Consider the following 14,965-nt stretch of genomic DNA (forward strand, 5'->3'; position numbering starts at 1 on the left):
CGTCACCCCGTCGGCGGAACGCCCCGCACAGGCGCACCCCGAACCGGACGACCCGGACGACAGCCCCGGACGAATCCCGGACCCGGACGACATCCCCGAGCCCGGAAGACAACCCCGAACGAGGAGGCCAGCCGTGCCGCGGAGGGCAAAGAGGTATGCGACGCGCGCGGGACTCGCGTCGTCCGCGACCAGTGCCGCGCTGGTCCTCGCGCTCGCCGGCACGGTCGCAGGCTGCACCGGCTCCTCCGGAGGCGAGGACGACAAGGACGGCAAGTCCGGCGGCGCCTCCGCCTCCCCCTCGGCCGCGGCCCCCGGCAAGTACGACAGCCTCCCCGAACCGTGCGGCACGGTCGGCGTGAGCCACCTGCGGGACATGCTCCCCGGCGCCGCGGCGGCCGAGGACGAGGGCGGCGAGGAGAACACGGCGGCGCCCAGCACCGGACCCGACCCCCTGGAGGGCGAGGCCAGCGCCACCTACGACACCGACCGCAGTGTGGGCTGCCGCTGGAAGAGCGCCACCACACTCGGCACCCGCCACCTGTCCGTGCAGTTCGAGCGGGTGGTCTCCTACGACCCCTCGATCAGCGACAACCAGCAGGCAGAGCGGCTCTACGGCGAGAAGGCACGCGAGGCCGGGATCAGCGGCGCACCGGGCTCCACTTCCGGCAGCCCGGCCGGCGAGACACCCGACGGGCACGCCTCCCCCACCGCCGGAGACGGCGGGAAGAGCACCGGAGGCGGCGACCCGGACAGCTCGGCGGACCCGGACAAGGCCCCCGCCGAGAGCCCCTCCACCCCGGAGGAGGACGTGGCACCCCGCACCCTTCAGGACATCGGCGACGCCGCCTATCTCGACGACGCACTCCACACCGCCGACTCCGGACTGCACCGGGACATCACCCTGGTCTTCCGGACGGGCAACGTGATCGCCACCGTCGAGTACGACCAGTGGGTGACCGACAAGCACCGGATCCCCGACAGCCACGAACTCCAGAAGAAGACACGCGAGCTCGCCGAGCAGCTCGCCGGGCGGTTCGAGGAGGACTGATCCGCCGCGGCGGAGGCGGCACCGCGGACCCCGCGACAGCGCTCCGCACTGTGGCCCGTGCCACCTGTGGGCAGTCACACGCTGCGGAAGTGCCGTGAAACGCCCGCACCGCGCCGGGCGCCGCGTACCGTTCCGACAGCACCGTGGCCACTCCCGGCTCGGCACAACTGGTGAAGACCCCGGAAGCGAAGGAACCATGCACCGAAACGCCCCGCGCAACGCCCCTCGACGGAGCAGGACCGTGCGGAACGCAGTCGCCTGCGCCGCGGCGGCGCTCCCCGTCCTGCTGGTGGTCGGCTGCTCCTCGGACTCCGACAAGGACAACGGGTCCGACACCCCCTCTGCCTCCGCGAGCAAGTCCCCCACCGTGGCGCCCGCGAAGCACAAGAAGCTGCCCGACTCCTGCAAGACCTTCGACAAGAAGGCCGCGAAGGACCTGGTGCCCGGCACCGAGGACGCCTCGGGCAAGCGCGTGGGCTCCGGAGACGCCGACGACTCCAACAGCTGCCTGTGGAGCGGCCTGGACAAGTACGACTACAGCCAGCTCACGCTCTCCTTCAAGCGCTTCGACTCCGACCCGGCGATCGGCTCCGGCGACAAGCGCGCCGCGGACTATCTCAAGCAGCAGGTCGAGGAGAAGACCGGCAGCAAGGACAACAAGGACCTGAAGAAGTCCGACACCTCCGGCATCGGCGACCAGGCGGTCTCGGTCGTCTACGAGACGGAGAAGAAGGACGCCAAGGGCAAGTCGGCCGACTACCGCGCCGAGCGCCTGGTGACCCGCACCGCCAACGTCGTGATCACCGTCGACTACGAGGGCGCCGGGTTCGAGGACGCCAAGAAGCCCGACGCCGACGAGGTGAAGAAGCGCGCCGAGAAGGCGGCGAAGGCGGCGGTCGAGCACATCGGGTGACCGCCCCCGAGTGAGCGCCGCCGCACCGGAGCCCGGCCCTCCGTCCGGGGGGCCGGGCTCCGCGCGCTCTCCGGCCCCCCACATGTGCCAGGCTGGGCCCGCCAGTTTCCGAGGGTGGGGACAATTCCAGTGCAGGGCGTACAACTGACCCGAATACACCGCATACTGATCGCCGTCGTGGTCGCCGGTGCGGTGGTGATCGCGGCGATCGGCTTCGCGGGCTCCTACGCGGCGGTGCGTGACCTGGCCGAGCGGAAAGGTTTCGGCGCGTTCGCGCCGTTCTTCCCCATCGGGGTGGACGCGGGCATCGTCGTGCTGCTCGCGCTGGACCTGCTACTGACCTGGATCCGCATCCCCTTCCCGCTGCTGCGCCAGACCGCCTGGCTGCTGACGGCCGCCACCATCGCCTTCAACGGCGCCGCCGCCTGGCCCGACCCACTCGGCGTGGGCATGCACGCGGTCATCCCCGTCCTCTTCGTGGTCACCGTCGAAGCCGCCCGGCACGCCGCCGGCCGCGTCGCCGCCCTCACCGCCGACAAACACATGGAAGGCGTCCGCCTCTCCCGCTGGCTGCTCGCCTTCCCCTCCACCTTCCTCCTCTGGCGCCGGATGAAGCTGTGGGAACTGCGCCACTACGACGACGTCATCCGCATGGAACAGGACCGGCTCATCTACGAGACCCGGCTACGCGCCCGCTACGGCCGCTCCTGGCGCCGCAAAGCACCCGTCGAAGCACTCATGCCCCTCAAACTCACCCGCTACGGCATCCCGCTGCACCGCACGGCGCCCCAGGCCAGCGCGCTCCCGGAGCCGGAGCCGATGCCGTCCGCGCGGTTGGACACCGCCGTCGGGCGGGGCGCGACCGACGGCGCGGGCCACGGGGCCGCCCGTCCGCCCGCGCCCGGAGCGGACACCGAGCCGGCCCACGAGCACGCTCCGGCACCTTCCCCGGCGGCCGCCCCCACAGCCGAGCCGACCCCCGCAGCCCAGCCCGAACCCCCTTCGCAGGCCGAATCCCGGCCGGAAGCGGAACCCGCGCCGGGCACCGGGACCCCGGCGGAGCCGGGCCGTCTCCCGGCGCCCGGGGCCGCCCAGCAGGCGCAGCCCGCCACCGGAAACGAACAGCGGCCCGCCGCCGGACCCGAACCGGAACCCGCGCCCCCGGCGGAACCCGCTCCGCAGGCACAGGAGTTCCCGGCACCGGAGTTCCCCGTCCCCGTGGCACCCGGCCGCTACCGCACACTCTCCACCCCGCAGCCCGTCCGCGCGCAGCAGGAACTCTTCGTCGAGCCCGCCCCCGTCCCCCCGGAACCCGAGCCCGCGCCGGACCCGACGGAGCCGCCCGCCCCCGAAGAAGCGCTCCCGGCGGAACCGGTCCTGGACGACGCGGACGCCGGGAGCGAACCCGTCGGCATCCCCGACGGGGTGCCACGCGACGAGTTCTACTTCGCGGTCTACCGCCAGTACGTCGCCGCGCACGGCAACCGCCCCACCGCACGCCAGCTCTCCCGCGCCCTCTACGAGGGGCACGGGGTCACCACCGCCGAGGGCACCCTGCTGGGCGAGACCTACCTCGGCGGCTATCTGCGGGAGTTCAAGGAGCGCTACAACACCGAGATGGGCCTCGCCGGCTGAACCCGACCGGTCTCCTGCCGGGCCCGGGTCCGGCCCCGGCAGGTGTCAGGCCCCCAGCAGCTTGCGCACCCGGTCGGCGCCCACGGCCAGCAGCAGGGTGGGCAGCCGCGGACCCGTCTCGCGGCCCACGAGCAGCCGGTAGAGCAGTGCGAAGAAACCGCGCTGGGCCACCTTCATCTCCGGGGTGGGCTTCGCGTCCGGCGCGAATCCGGCGCGCACCTTGGGCACGCCGTACACCAGCGAGGTCAGGCCCTCCAGCGACCAGTGCTCGTCCAGTCCGTCCAGCAGCAGCCGCAGCGACTCGCGCTGCTCCTCGTCCAGCTCCGCAAGCAGCGCCGTATCCGGCTCCTCGCGGACGCGGGTGCGCTGGTCGGCCGGGACCTGGGTGGTGATCCAGCGGTGCGCGCGATCCAGCCGCGGACGCACCTCCTCCAGCGCGTGCACCGGGTGCTGCGGATCGAGCTCGCTGAGGATGCGCAGTGTCTGCTCCTCGTGGCCGCCGGTGATGTCGGTGACGGAGGCCAGCGTGCGGTACGGCAGCGGGCGCGGGGTGAGGGTCAGCGGGCCCAGCGCGGTGGACGAGGCGCGGGTGTGCGCCGCCAGGTCGGCGGGCTGGGCCGAGCCGTCGGCGATCTTGCGGCCGAGCGCGTCCCACTCGTCGTAGGTGCGCTGGATCTCCTGGTCGAAGGCGACCTTGAAGGACTGGTTCGGCTTGCGCCGCGCGTACAGCCAGCGCAGCAGCGGGGCCTCCATGATCTGCAACGCGTCGGCCGGAGTGGGCACACCGCCCTTCGAGGACGACATCTTCGCCATGCCGCTGATGCCCACGAACGCGTACATCGGGCCGATGGGCTGCTCGCCGTCGAAGATCTCCCGCACGAGCTGCCCGCCGACGACGAACGACGAGCCGGGCGACTGGTGGTCGACGCCGGACGGCTCGAAGACGACGCCCTCGTACGCCCAGCGCATCGGCCAGTCCACCTTCCAGACCAGCTTGCCGTGGTCGAAGGTGGACAGCTCGACCGTCTCGCCGTGCCCGCACCGGCAGGTGTAGGACAGCGCGGTCGTCTCGTCGTCATAGCCGGTGACGGTGGTCAGATCGCGGCCGCAGACGGTGCAGTAGGGCTTGTACGGGTAGTACGCGCCGGCTCCGGCGCCCGAGCCGTCGTCCTCGGCGGCCGCGCCCGAACCCTCGGCGGCCTCCACCTCGGCGGCGTCCGCGGGCTTCTGCTGCTTCTTGCCGCCCTTCGCGCCCTTCTCCAGCGTCCGGTAGCGGTCGAGCACGGCGTCGATGCGGGCACGCTCGCGCATCGCGAAGAGGATCTGCTCGCGGTAGGCGCCCGAGGTGTACTGCGCGGTCTGGCTGATGCCGCGGTACTCCACGCCCAGCTCCAGCAGGGCCGCCTCCATGGCGGCCCTGAAGTGCTCGGCCCAGCTCGCGTACGGGCTGCCGGACGGCGCGGGGACGGCGGTCAGCGGGCGGCCGATGTGCTCTTCCCACGAGGCGTCCACGCCCTCGACCCCGGCCGGGACCTTGCGGAAGCGGTCGTAGTCGTCCCAGGAGAGGATGTGCTCGCAGGGCACTCCCCGGCGCTTGACCTCGTCGGCGACCAGGTGCGGCACCATCACCTCGCGCAGGTTGCCCAGGTGGATCGGCCCCGAGGGGCTCAGCCCGGAAGCACAGACGATCTTCGGGGTGCCGCCGTCGGAGCCCGTTTTCCCCGAGGCGCGGCGCTCCGCCTCGGCGATGACCTCATCGGCGATACGGGAGACCCAGTCGGCCTCATGGTGGGTCTGAGCCACGTCCGGCACTTCCTTCTCGTTGCGCTCCTCGATCCTGCGGGCCCATTGTCCCACCCCGGAATGCGGCGGCGCTCCCCCGTGCGCCCGTGGGATACTGGCCCGGATTCCAGCCACCCCGACGGAACGGTCAGCACTCCATGGCTACGGTCCCCTCCCTCGCCGCAACGGTCCATCAGCGCGTCTCGGACGCCCTCTCGGCTGCACTGCCGGAGGCCGCCTCCGCCGACCCGCTGCTGCGACGCAGCGACCGGGCGGACTTCCAGGCCAACGGGATGCTGGCGCTGGCCAAGCAGCTCAAGGGGAATCCGCGGGAGCTGGCGGCCAAGGTCGCCGAGGCGGTGCCGGCCAACGACGAGATCGCGTCCATCGAGGTCTCGGGGCCCGGCTTCCTCAACATCACCGTCGCCGACGAGGCGATCATGGACAACCTCGCGGCGCGGCGGCAGGACCCGCGGCTGGGCGTGCCGTACAAGGACGCCCCCGGCACGACGGTGATCGACTACTCGCAGCCGAACGTGGCCAAGGAGATGCACGTCGGGCACCTGCGCTCGACGGTGATCGGCGACGCGGTGGTGCAGCTGCTGGAACACCGCGGCGAGAAGGTGGTCAGGCGCCACCACATCGGCGACTGGGGCACCAACTTCGGCATGCTCATCCAGTACCTGATCGAGCACCCGCACGAGCTGGACCACGCGTCGGACACGGCGGGCGCCAAGGACGCGGGCGAGGCCGCGATGGCCCGGCTCAACCGGCTCTACAAGTCCTCGCGCGCGCTCTTCGACTCCGACGAGGCGTTCAAGGCGCGTGCCCGGGACCGGGTTCCGGCGCTGCAGAGCGGCGACCCGGACACGCTGGCCCTCTGGCACAAGATCGTCGACGAGTCGAAGACGTACTTCCAAGGCGTCTACGACGAACTCGACGTGGAGATCCGGGACGCGGACATCGTCGGCGAGAGCGCCTACAACGACGCGCTCCAGGACGTCGTCAAGGAGCTGGAGGAGTCCGGCGTCGCGGTGCGCTCCGAGGGCGCGCTGTGCGTGTTCTTCGAGGACGTCAAGGGGCCCGACGGCACCCCCACGCCGCTGATCGTGCAGAAGTCCAACGGCGGCTTCGGCTACGCCGCCACCGACCTGGCCGCCATCCGCAACCGCGTCGGCGAGCTCAAGGCCGACACCCTGCTGTACGTCGTGGACGCGCGGCAGTCGCTGCACTTCCGGATGGTCTTCGAGACGGCGCGGCGCGCGGGCTGGCTGCCCGAGGGCGCGGCCCGGCAGCTACCGTTCGGGACGGTCCTGGGCAAGGACGGCAAGCCGTTCAAGACCCGGGAGGGCGAGACGGTGCGGCTGGTGGACCTGCTGGACGAGGCCGTCGACCGCGCCGCGGCCGTCGTACGCGAGAAGGCCGACGAAGGAGTCTCCGAGGACGAGATCCGGGCCCGCGCCAAGCAGGTCGGGATCGGCGCGGTCAAGTACGCCGACCTGTCCAACTCGATGACCCGCGACTACGTCTTCGACCTGGACCGGATGGTCTCGCTCCAGGGCGACACCAGCGTCTATCTCCAGTACGCCTACGCGCGGGTCCGCTCCATCTTCCGCAGGGCGGGCGAGCTGCGCCCCGTACCGCACCCGGAGCTGGAGCCGGCCCCGGCCGAGCGGGCGCTGGCCCTGCATCTGGACGCGTTCGCGGACACGCTGGTGACGGCGGCCGACGAGTACGCGCCGCACAAGCTGACGGCGTACCTGTACGAACTCGCCACGCTCTACAGCCGGTTCTTCGAGAACTGCCTGGTCCTCAATCCTGAGGCCCGGCAGCAGTCCGAGAACCGCCTGTTCCTGTGCGATGTGACGGCCGAGGTGCTGCACCAGGGGCTGGCGCTGCTGGGCATCCGCACGCCCGAGCGGCTCTGAGGGCCGGGGCCGCGCGGGCGACTCGGACAAGCCGGTCCGGGAGCGGGCCCCTTGCGGGGAGGGGGCCCCTGCCTGCGCGGGCGGCTCAGAACCGGTCGCGGCGCACGATCTCCTGCTGCACCTCGGCGGCCATCGCCTTGACGGTGCGCAGCCCCTGCTGCCCCCACTGGCGGGGCCGCTGGTCGACGGCGCAGACCGTGCCCAGCGGCATACCCGTCCTGGGGTCGAACAGCGGCGCCCCCAGGTAGGAGGTGACGCCCGCCTCGTCCACCACGGCGTTGACCGCGAACCGCGCGAAGTCCCGGACGTCCTCCAGCGCCAGCGCGGTACGCCGCGCGATGACGTGCACGCAGTAGCCGAGATCGTTCGGCATCACCCGGCCGAAGCCGCCGCCGGGGTCCACCGGCCCCTTGGCCGGGTCCACGGACGCGTCGTAGAGCCCGGCGAAGTACTGGCGGCGCTCGTCGATCAGGTTGACCGCCGTCACCGGTGCGTCGGTGATCCGGGCCAGCTCGTGAGCGTACGCGTCGAGCTCCGGTATCGGCTCCTCGCCGATGCCCAGCTCCTTGAGCCGGGCCGCCCGCGCCGGGCCCTCCGCGTCCTGCGGAGTCAGCAGCAGCCGGGCCGTCAGGTCAAACCGGGTGGACGACATGCGCGCTCCTCGGGTCGATCAGGTGCTGGATGAGAGAGATGAGAACCCCGGTCGCGGAGCCGGGCTCCCGCGCGTCGCACAGCATCACCGGTACGCCCTCGTCGAGGTCGATCGCGGCCCGCACCTCGTCGGGGGTGTAACGGTAGGTGCCGTCGAACTCGTTGACGGCCAGCACGAACCGGATACCGCGCCGTTCGAAGTAGTCCACGGCGGGGAAGCAGTGCTCCAGCCGCCGGGTGTCGGCGAGTACCACCGCGCCCAGCGCCCCGGCGGACAGTTCGTCCCACATGAACCAGAACCGGTCCTGGCCCGGCGTGCCGAAGAGATACAGCACATGGCCGGTCTCGAAGGAGATCCTGCCGAAGTCCATCGCGACCGTCGTGGTGGACTTCTGCTCGACTCCCTCCAGGCTGTCCGTGGCCGCGCTCACCTGTGTCAGCAGCTCCTCGGTGCTCAGCGGCTCGATCTCGCTGACGGCTCCCACGAAGGTCGTCTTGCCGACCCCGAACCCCCCGGCCACGATGATCTTCACCGCGGTCGGAAAGGAATCGGACGCGGCCGGTGAGGGGTCAGAGTCTTCTACGGAGCCCATCCAGCACCGCCTCCAGCAGTTCTCGGTCGTTCGGGGCGGGGCCCTCCTGCAGATGCACGGGTCCCCGGGTTGCCACGGCGCCGCAGTCCACCAGATCGGACAGCACCACCTTGGTGACGGCAGCGGGCTGCCGGATGTTCGCGGCGATCTCCGCGACGGACACCGGCCCGCGGCACAGCCGGAGCACCTCGGTGTGTTCCGGACCCAGATAGCCGTCCGGCCGCACCCCGGTGGCCCGCACCAGGGTCAGCAGATCCAGCGTCGCCGAGGGCTTGGTGCGCCCCTCGCTGACGGTGTACGGGCGGACCAGTCGGCCCGCGTCGTCGTCGAGCCACGGCTCGTCGGAGCCCGGCCCGAGCGGGCCCGGGGGTGCCGTCATGTGTCGCTGGACTGCCGCACGGGGGTGGCCAGATACGGGCGGACGCTCTTGACCAGCATGGCCATCTCGTAGCCCAGCACTCCGGCGTCCGCCTCGCTGCCGGCGAACACGGCCAGGCAGGCGCCCTGTCCCGCGGTGGTGACGAACAGCAGCGAGGTGTCGAGCTCGACGACGATCTGACGGACGCCGTCACCGTCGGCGAACCGCACCCCCGCGCTGCGGCCCAGCGAGTACAGCCCCGAGGCCAGCGCGGCCATGTGGTCCGCGGTGTCCGGCTCCAGCCCGTGGGCGGCCTTCACCAGTCCGTCCGACGACAGGAGGAGGGCGCTGCGGGCATGCGGTACCCGCTCCACGAGCCCGGTCAGCAGCCAGGACAGGTCCGCCGCAGGCTGCCGGGTGGGTGCGTCGCTCATCATGTTCGCTCTTCCTCCTAGGGGAACCGGCTGTCGCCGTCGTACGGGGACGGTGGCGGTGGTGGCGACGACGACGGCCGGTCGCGGTCCTGGGCGTCGGCGCGGCCCACCCCGCGCTGGAAAGCAGCCATGAGCCCGGGGTTGTGCACGGGTTCCGCTTCGCCTCTGCCTCCGGTCGCCCCGGACGGTGTCGCCGCGGTGTCCCGCAGTTCGGGAACGATGTGCTGCTGCTTCCGCCGGAGCGGGAGCGGGGGCCGTCCCCCCGCGGGTTCCTGCGGCTGCCCCGCTGCCGGTCCGGCGGGGGACGCCGAGATGGGCCCCGCGGCCCCGTTCACGGGCGTACGGCGGGGAGCGGAGGCGCCGTCGGGGGACGTGCCGGGTGGTGGCGTCGGATGCGGACGCGGGGGCGGTTCCGGGGGCGGTGCGGGGGCCGGGGGCGAGGGGGCGGCATGGCGGCCGCGTTGCAGCCGCAGCGTGGGCTCGGGTGCGGAGGCACGCCGAGGGACGGTGCGGTCCGGAAGCCCCTCGGCCGGGGCGGGCTCGACGGGGGCGGGCTCGACCGGTGCGGCCGTACCTTGTGGGGCCATCGTGCTTCCCGGGGCCACTACGCCCGGTGCGGCGTGGGAGGCGGCTCCCGGATCGGCGGGCGGGGCGGCGGGCGCGGAGCCGTGCTGCTGGCCTCCCTCCCGGTCGCCGAGCATGGAGTGGGGCAGCACGAGGACGGCCTGGATGCCGCCGTAGATGTTGCCGCGCAGCTCCACGGCGATACCGTGCCGCCGGGCCAGGGTTCCGACCACGTACAGCCCGATCCGGCCGTCCGTCAGCAGCGCCGCGACGTCGACGTCCTCGGGGTCCGCCAGCAGGGCGTTCATCCGCCGCTGTTCGTCGCCGGTCATCCCCAGGCCCCGGTCCTCGACCTCGATGGCGAGGCCGGCGGTGACGTGGCTGGCGCGCAGCAGCACCTGGGTCTGCGGCGCGGAGTAGACGGTGGCGTTCTCCACCAGTTCGGCGAGCAGATGGATGACGTCGGCCACCGCCTGCCCGCGCACGGTGCCCTCGATCGGCGGGACCAGTTTGATGCGCAGATAGTGCTCCACCTCGGCCGCGGAGGAGCGCATGATCTCGCTGAGCCGGACGGGCTTGGTCCACTGCCTTCGGGAGACGGCTCCGCCCAGCACCGCCAGATTCTCCGCGTAGCGGCGGATGCGGGTGGCCAGATGGTCGACCTGGAAGACGCTCTTGAGGATCTCCGGGTCCTCCACCTGGTTCTCCAGCTCGTCCAGCACCTTGATCTCGCGGTGCAGCAGCGACTGGAGGCGACGGGAGAGGTTGACGAACACGGTGACCCGGTCCGCGGCCTGGAGCCGCTGTCCGCCCTCACCGGCACCGGCGCTCTCGGCGCTCTCGGCCCGGTTCCGCCGGGGCAGGGCCGCCGCCTGGGCCACGGCCGCCTCCGCCGAGCGCTGGGCGAGGGCCAGTTCCTGGGCGAGGGAGCCGAGCACTCCCGCGCTGCCCGGCAGTGCCGGGGGTGGGTGCCCGGAGGCGGGTGAGCTCGGCGGCTCGCCCGCCTCCAGCTTGCGCAGCAGGTCCTGGATCTGGAACCGGCTGTGTTCGGCCCCGCGGCGCAGTGCCGCGTACTGGTCGAGTGTGGTGCGCGCCTGGGCGGACGCGCTCCGGACGCCGAAGGCCAGTGCGGCGACGGCGATCAGCAGCGCGGCACCGAGCACGCCCGGGGTGGCCGCGTCACCGAAGCCGGTGTCCACGGTGGTGGCGTCGTCCGGGTCCCGGGCGAACCACAGATACGCCATCGCCCCGGCGGCCGCGAGTGCCACGGCGAGCGCGGGCGCGTACGCCAGCCGCACCATGCGGCGGCGCAGTACCGCCTCCCCCGTGCCGCCCGCGGCGGCGGGGACGTCCCGCAGCGTGTGCGTCGGGGAACTTGGAGGTCCTGGCATCGATTCCCTCAAGCGGTTCGGTCGGGCGGAAGGGGGCTTCCGCGCGGTGGAGAACGCTTATTCTCGGCGCTGGGCCGACGAGTCCCGCCACTATCGCGCAGTAGTGGTGAGATGGGAACCGTCGTCACAACTGCCACACATCTCGCAGGGGCTGGCGCCCTCCCCCTGCCCTGGACGCCGTGCGCACCGCCCGCCCGGGAGCCGCTTGCGCCGCGGCGTGGCGCGGCGCAAGCGGCGAACGGCAGGCGGCACGCTCAGCGCTGCGGGAAGTACACGTAGAGCAGGCAGCCCTGCTCGCTGCGCGGTGTGTGGGTGGAACCCTGCGCCCCGCGGATCCGGCTGCCGACGGGGTAGCTGCCCGCCTCGTCCTGCAGTTCACCCTCGACGACGACCACGATCTCGCTGGTGTCCCCGTGGTGGTCCGGCTCGGTGTAGCCGGAACCGGGCGCGAAGCGCACATACGCTTCGCGCGGCAGCGGGTCCGAACCGTCGGCGGGGCTGGTCCAGTCGAGCACGTGGGCCGTCACCCCCGGGTACAGCTCGACGGGGTCGATACGTGCGAGCACCTCGGTGCCGGCCACGTGGAAGTCGGGGCGTTCGAGGGTCGTCATGGTGTGCTCCTCATTCTCTGCGATGGCGCTGCGATGCAGGGGACTCGCGAGACGGGAGAGGTACGCCGTCGAGGTCGCGCGGGGTCAGCCGCCCAGCACAGTGCAATGACATGACGTCAACTGCGGTGGCACCGGGGGCACATGCTCCGGTACCGGGTCAGGTGAAGCGGGACGAGCGTAAGTGATCCCTCGCCCCGGTCACAACGGAAACGCCCGTTCACCTCACCCACAACACGGAAAGGCGCCATCCGTCGTGCGGATGGCGCCCGTTGTGCGGCTTTCGCGGTGTGGTGCGGCTCGGGCCGGTCAGTACCGGGCGCGCAGCAGCCCCGCTGCCTCCGTGGCCCAGTAGGTGAGGATCATGTTCGCCCCGGCCCGGGTGAAGCTCGTCAGCGTCTCCAGGATGGCCGCCTGCCGGTCGATCCACCCCTTCTCGGCGGCGGCCTCGACCATCGCGTACTCGCCGGAGATCTGGTAGACCCCGACGGGCACCTCGGCGCGCTCGGCGAAGTCCCGCAGGATGTCCAGGTACGGCAGGCCGGGCTTGACCATCACCATGTCCGCGCCCTCGGCCAGATCCAGCGAGAGCTCGCGCAGCGCCTCCCGGGCGTTGGCCGGGTCCTGCTGGTAGGTCTTGCGGTCCCCCCGCAGCGAGGAGCCGACGGCCTCCCGGAACGGCCCGTAGAACGCCGAGGAGTACTTGGCGGTGTAGGCGAAGAGGGCCACATCGGTGCGGCCCGCCGCCTCCAGCGCCGCGCGGACGTAGCCGATCTGGCCGTCCATCATGCCGCTGGGGCCCAGCACATGGGCTCCGGCGTCCGCCTGGACCCGGGCCATCTCGGCGTACCGCTCCAGCGTCGCGTCGTTGTCCACCAGCCCGTCGGCGGTCAGCACCCCGCAGTGGCCGTGGTCGGTGTATTCGTCCAGGCACAGGTCCGACATCAGCACCAGTTCGTCGCCGACCTCGGAGCGCACGTCCCGCAGCGCGACCTGGAGGATGCCCTCCGGGTCGGTGCCCGCCGTGCCCACCGCGTCCTTCTTCGCCTCGTCCGGGACGCCGAAGAGCATCAGCCCGCCGACCCCCGCCTCGACCGCCTCCACGGCGGCCTTCCGCAGCGAGTCCCGGGTGTGCTGCACGACGCCCGGCATGGCGCCCACCGGCACCGGCTCGCTCGCGCCCTCCCGCACGAAGGCGGGCAGGATCAGATCCGCGGGCCGGGTGGCGTGCTCGGCGACCATACGGCGCATGGCAGGCGTGGTGCGCAGCCGCCGCGGACGGGCGGCCGGATAGCCGCCGTACGTACCGGGGCTGCCGTGAGTGCTCATGATGTGCGTGCCCTCCTCCTGGCCGGGCGCTTCTCGCTCGGCCGCTTCACCTGCTCACCCGCCTCGACGGCCGCGGCACGGCGCTGGGCTCCGAAGTCGGCGAGCGCCTCGGCCAGCTTGTGCACCGACGGCTCGGGCGACATGACGTCCACCCGCAGCCCGTGTTCCTCCGCGGTCTTCGCGGTGGCCGGGCCGATGCAGGCGATGACCGTGACGTTGTGCGGCTTGCCCGCGATGCCCACCAGGTTCCGCACCGTGGAGGACGAGGTGAACAGCACCGCGTCGAACCCGCCGCCCTTGATGGCCTCCCGGGTCTCGGCGGGCGGCGGCGAGGCGCGGACCGTGCGGTAGGCGGTCACGTCGTCCACCTCCCAGCCCAGCTCGATCAGCCCGGCCACCAGCGTCTCGGTGGCGATGTCCGCGCGCGGCAGGAACACCCGGTCGATCGGGTCGAAGACCGGGTCGTAGGGCGGCCAGTCCTCCAGCAGCCCCGCGGCCGACTGCTCGCCGCTGGGCACCAGGTCGGGCTTGACGCCGAACTCGACCAGCGCGGCCGCGGTCTGCTCACCGACCGCCGCCACCTTGATCCCGGCGAAGGCGCGGGCGTCCAGCCCGTACTCCTCGAACTTCTCGCGGACCGCCTTGACGGCGTTCACCGAGGTGAAGGCGATCCACTCGTAGCGGCCGGTGACCAGGCCCTTGACCGCCCGCTCCATCTGCTGCGGGGTGCGCGGCGGCTCCACGGCGATGGTCGGCACCTCGGCGGGCACCGCGCCGTAGGAGCGGAGCTGGTCGGAGAGGGAGGCCGCCTGCTCCTTGGTGCGCGGCACCAGGACCTGCCAGCCGAACAGCGGCTTGGACTCGAACCAGGCCAGCTGCTCGCGCTGCGGCGCGGCACTGCGCTCGCCGACCACGGCTATGACGGGCTGCCCGCCGTCCGGCGACGGCAGCACCTTGGCCTGCTTGAGGGTCTGGGTGATCCCGCCGAGCGTCGCGGTGAAGGTCCGCTGCCGGGTGGTCGTCCCGGCCAGTGTGAGGGTCAGCGGGGTGTCCGGCTTGCGGCCGGCCGCCACCAGCTCACCGGCGGCGGCGGTGACCTGGTCCAGAGTGGTGGAGACGACGACGGTCGCGTCGCTCACCCCCAGCTCGGTCCAGCACCGGTCGTCGGCGGTGCTCGCGTCCACGAACCGCACGTCGGTCCCCTGCGCGTCCCGCAGCGGGACCCCGGCATAGGCGGGCACCCCCACGGCGGCTGCGACACCCGGGACGACCTCGAAGGGAATCCCCTCGGCCGCCAGCACGAGCATCTCGCGGGCCGCGTCCGAGTCCAGCCCCGGATCACCCGCGACCGCACGCACGACCCGCTTGCCGGCGCGCGCGGCGGCTATGGCAGACTCGCCCGCGTCGAGAGCTGCATCGCCGGTCGCGGCAGCGGCAGTTGACGTCTCGTCAGCGACGGGCTGGAGTGGTGTGTCCACGCCCGGCCGGGTATGGGCACGTACGACGTCGTACACGCGCGGGCCGGCGACGAGGACGTCGGCCTGCCCCAGCGCCTCGACGGCGCGCAACGTCAGCAGCCCCGGGTCTCCGGGCCCGGCACCCAGGAAGGTGACGTGCCCGTGTGCACCGTGCAGGTGCTGTCTGCTCACGGCTGCCGGCTTCTGTGCGGTGCTCGACTTGCCGGCGCGCGCGGTGTTCGACGTCTCGGCGCGCGACCTGTCGGCGGCGGTG

The 14,965-nt window shown here is 72.5% G+C and carries 13 protein-coding genes; 4 read left to right on the top strand and 9 right to left on the bottom strand.

Translation table 11 applies throughout. The annotated features are described in order from the left end of the window. The first annotated feature begins 133 nt into the window (after positions 1–133). From P2424_RS27805 to P2424_RS27815, 3 genes are all read left to right on the top strand, one after another. Entirely contained in the window at positions 134–1,048 is a 915-nt protein-coding gene (locus P2424_RS27805) for a hypothetical protein (RefSeq protein WP_276478419.1), read from the top strand. Between the two features lie 241 nt (positions 1,049–1,289). Further along, a complete protein-coding gene (locus tag P2424_RS27810) occupies positions 1,290–1,961 on the top strand; it encodes a DUF3558 domain-containing protein (protein WP_276478420.1) in 672 nt (223 codons plus the stop codon). A gap of 129 nt (positions 1,962–2,090) precedes the next feature. Then, positions 2,091–3,596 (top strand): DUF2637 domain-containing protein, encoded by a 1,506-nt coding sequence (locus tag P2424_RS27815; RefSeq protein ID WP_276479159.1) that lies wholly within the window; start codon positions 2,091–2,093, stop codon positions 3,594–3,596. 45 nt (positions 3,597–3,641) lie between these two features. Here P2424_RS27815 and lysS read toward each other — a convergent pair whose 3' ends face one another. After that, complete coding sequence (gene lysS, locus P2424_RS27820; protein ID WP_276478421.1) at positions 3,642–5,399, bottom strand: lysine--tRNA ligase; 1,758 nt, start codon at positions 5,397–5,399, stop codon at positions 3,642–3,644. A gap of 137 nt (positions 5,400–5,536) precedes the next feature. Here lysS and argS point away from each other — a divergent pair, with 137 nt between their 5' ends. Further along, entirely contained in the window at positions 5,537–7,306 is a 1,770-nt protein-coding gene (argS, locus tag P2424_RS27825; protein ID WP_276478422.1) for an arginine--tRNA ligase, read from the top strand. Between the two features lie 85 nt (positions 7,307–7,391). Here argS and P2424_RS27830 read toward each other — a convergent pair whose 3' ends face one another. The 8 genes from P2424_RS27830 to P2424_RS27865 form a co-directional block, all read right to left on the bottom strand. Beyond that, positions 7,392–7,958: a GAF domain-containing protein gene (locus P2424_RS27830; protein ID WP_276478423.1), complete on the bottom strand. Its 567-nt coding sequence runs from the start codon at positions 7,956–7,958 to the stop codon at positions 7,392–7,394. Next, entirely contained in the window at positions 7,939–8,550 is a 612-nt protein-coding gene (locus tag P2424_RS27835) for an ATP/GTP-binding protein (RefSeq protein ID WP_276478424.1), read from the bottom strand. Before P2424_RS27835 ends, P2424_RS27830 begins: the two co-directional genes overlap by 20 nt. Next, positions 8,528–8,929: a DUF742 domain-containing protein gene (locus P2424_RS27840; RefSeq protein ID WP_276478425.1), complete on the bottom strand. Its 402-nt coding sequence runs from the start codon at positions 8,927–8,929 to the stop codon at positions 8,528–8,530. The genes P2424_RS27835 and P2424_RS27840 overlap by 23 nt, the downstream gene beginning before the upstream one ends. After that, positions 8,926–9,345, bottom strand: coding sequence for a roadblock/LC7 domain-containing protein (locus tag P2424_RS27845; protein WP_276478426.1), 420 nt, complete (start codon positions 9,343–9,345; stop codon positions 8,926–8,928). The genes P2424_RS27840 and P2424_RS27845 overlap by 4 nt, the downstream gene beginning before the upstream one ends. A gap of 14 nt (positions 9,346–9,359) precedes the next feature. Continuing rightward, positions 9,360–11,297: an ATP-binding protein gene (locus tag P2424_RS27850; RefSeq protein ID WP_276478427.1), complete on the bottom strand. Its 1,938-nt coding sequence runs from the start codon at positions 11,295–11,297 to the stop codon at positions 9,360–9,362. Positions 11,298–11,551: 254 nt separating this feature from the next. Further along, positions 11,552–11,908, bottom strand: coding sequence for a cupin domain-containing protein (locus tag P2424_RS27855; RefSeq protein WP_276478428.1), 357 nt, complete (start codon positions 11,906–11,908; stop codon positions 11,552–11,554). Between the two features lie 306 nt (positions 11,909–12,214). After that, a complete protein-coding gene (gene hemB / locus P2424_RS27860) occupies positions 12,215–13,234 on the bottom strand; it encodes a porphobilinogen synthase (protein ID WP_276478429.1) in 1,020 nt (339 codons plus the stop codon). Then, the gene (locus P2424_RS27865; protein ID WP_276478430.1) at positions 13,231–14,883 is read right to left on the bottom strand and encodes a uroporphyrinogen-III synthase; all 1,653 of its coding nucleotides are present in this window, start codon (positions 14,881–14,883) and stop codon (positions 13,231–13,233) included. Before P2424_RS27865 ends, hemB begins: the two co-directional genes overlap by 4 nt. Positions 14,884–14,965 lie beyond the last annotated feature (82 nt).

Source organism: Streptomyces sp. WMMB303, from assembly GCF_029351045.1.
In the GTDB taxonomy this organism is placed as follows: domain Bacteria; phylum Actinomycetota; class Actinomycetes; order Streptomycetales; family Streptomycetaceae; genus Streptomyces.

Coding starts and splice junctions, on each gene's coding strand:
- argS (WP_276478422.1), top strand. CDS start 5,537: ATGGCTACGGTCCCCTCCCTCGCCGCAACGGTCCATCAGCGCGTCTCG.
- P2424_RS27830 (WP_276478423.1), bottom strand. CDS start 7,958: ATGTCGTCCACCCGGTTTGACCTGACGGCCCGGCTGCTGCTGACTCCG.
- P2424_RS27835 (WP_276478424.1), bottom strand. CDS start 8,550: ATGGGCTCCGTAGAAGACTCTGACCCCTCACCGGCCGCGTCCGATTCC.
- P2424_RS27840 (WP_276478425.1), bottom strand. CDS start 8,929: ATGACGGCACCCCCGGGCCCGCTCGGGCCGGGCTCCGACGAGCCGTGG.
- P2424_RS27845 (WP_276478426.1), bottom strand. CDS start 9,345: ATGATGAGCGACGCACCCACCCGGCAGCCTGCGGCGGACCTGTCCTGG.
- P2424_RS27850 (WP_276478427.1), bottom strand. CDS start 11,297: ATGCCAGGACCTCCAAGTTCCCCGACGCACACGCTGCGGGACGTCCCC.
- P2424_RS27855 (WP_276478428.1), bottom strand. CDS start 11,908: ATGACGACCCTCGAACGCCCCGACTTCCACGTGGCCGGCACCGAGGTG.
- hemB (WP_276478429.1), bottom strand. CDS start 13,234: ATGAGCACTCACGGCAGCCCCGGTACGTACGGCGGCTATCCGGCCGCC.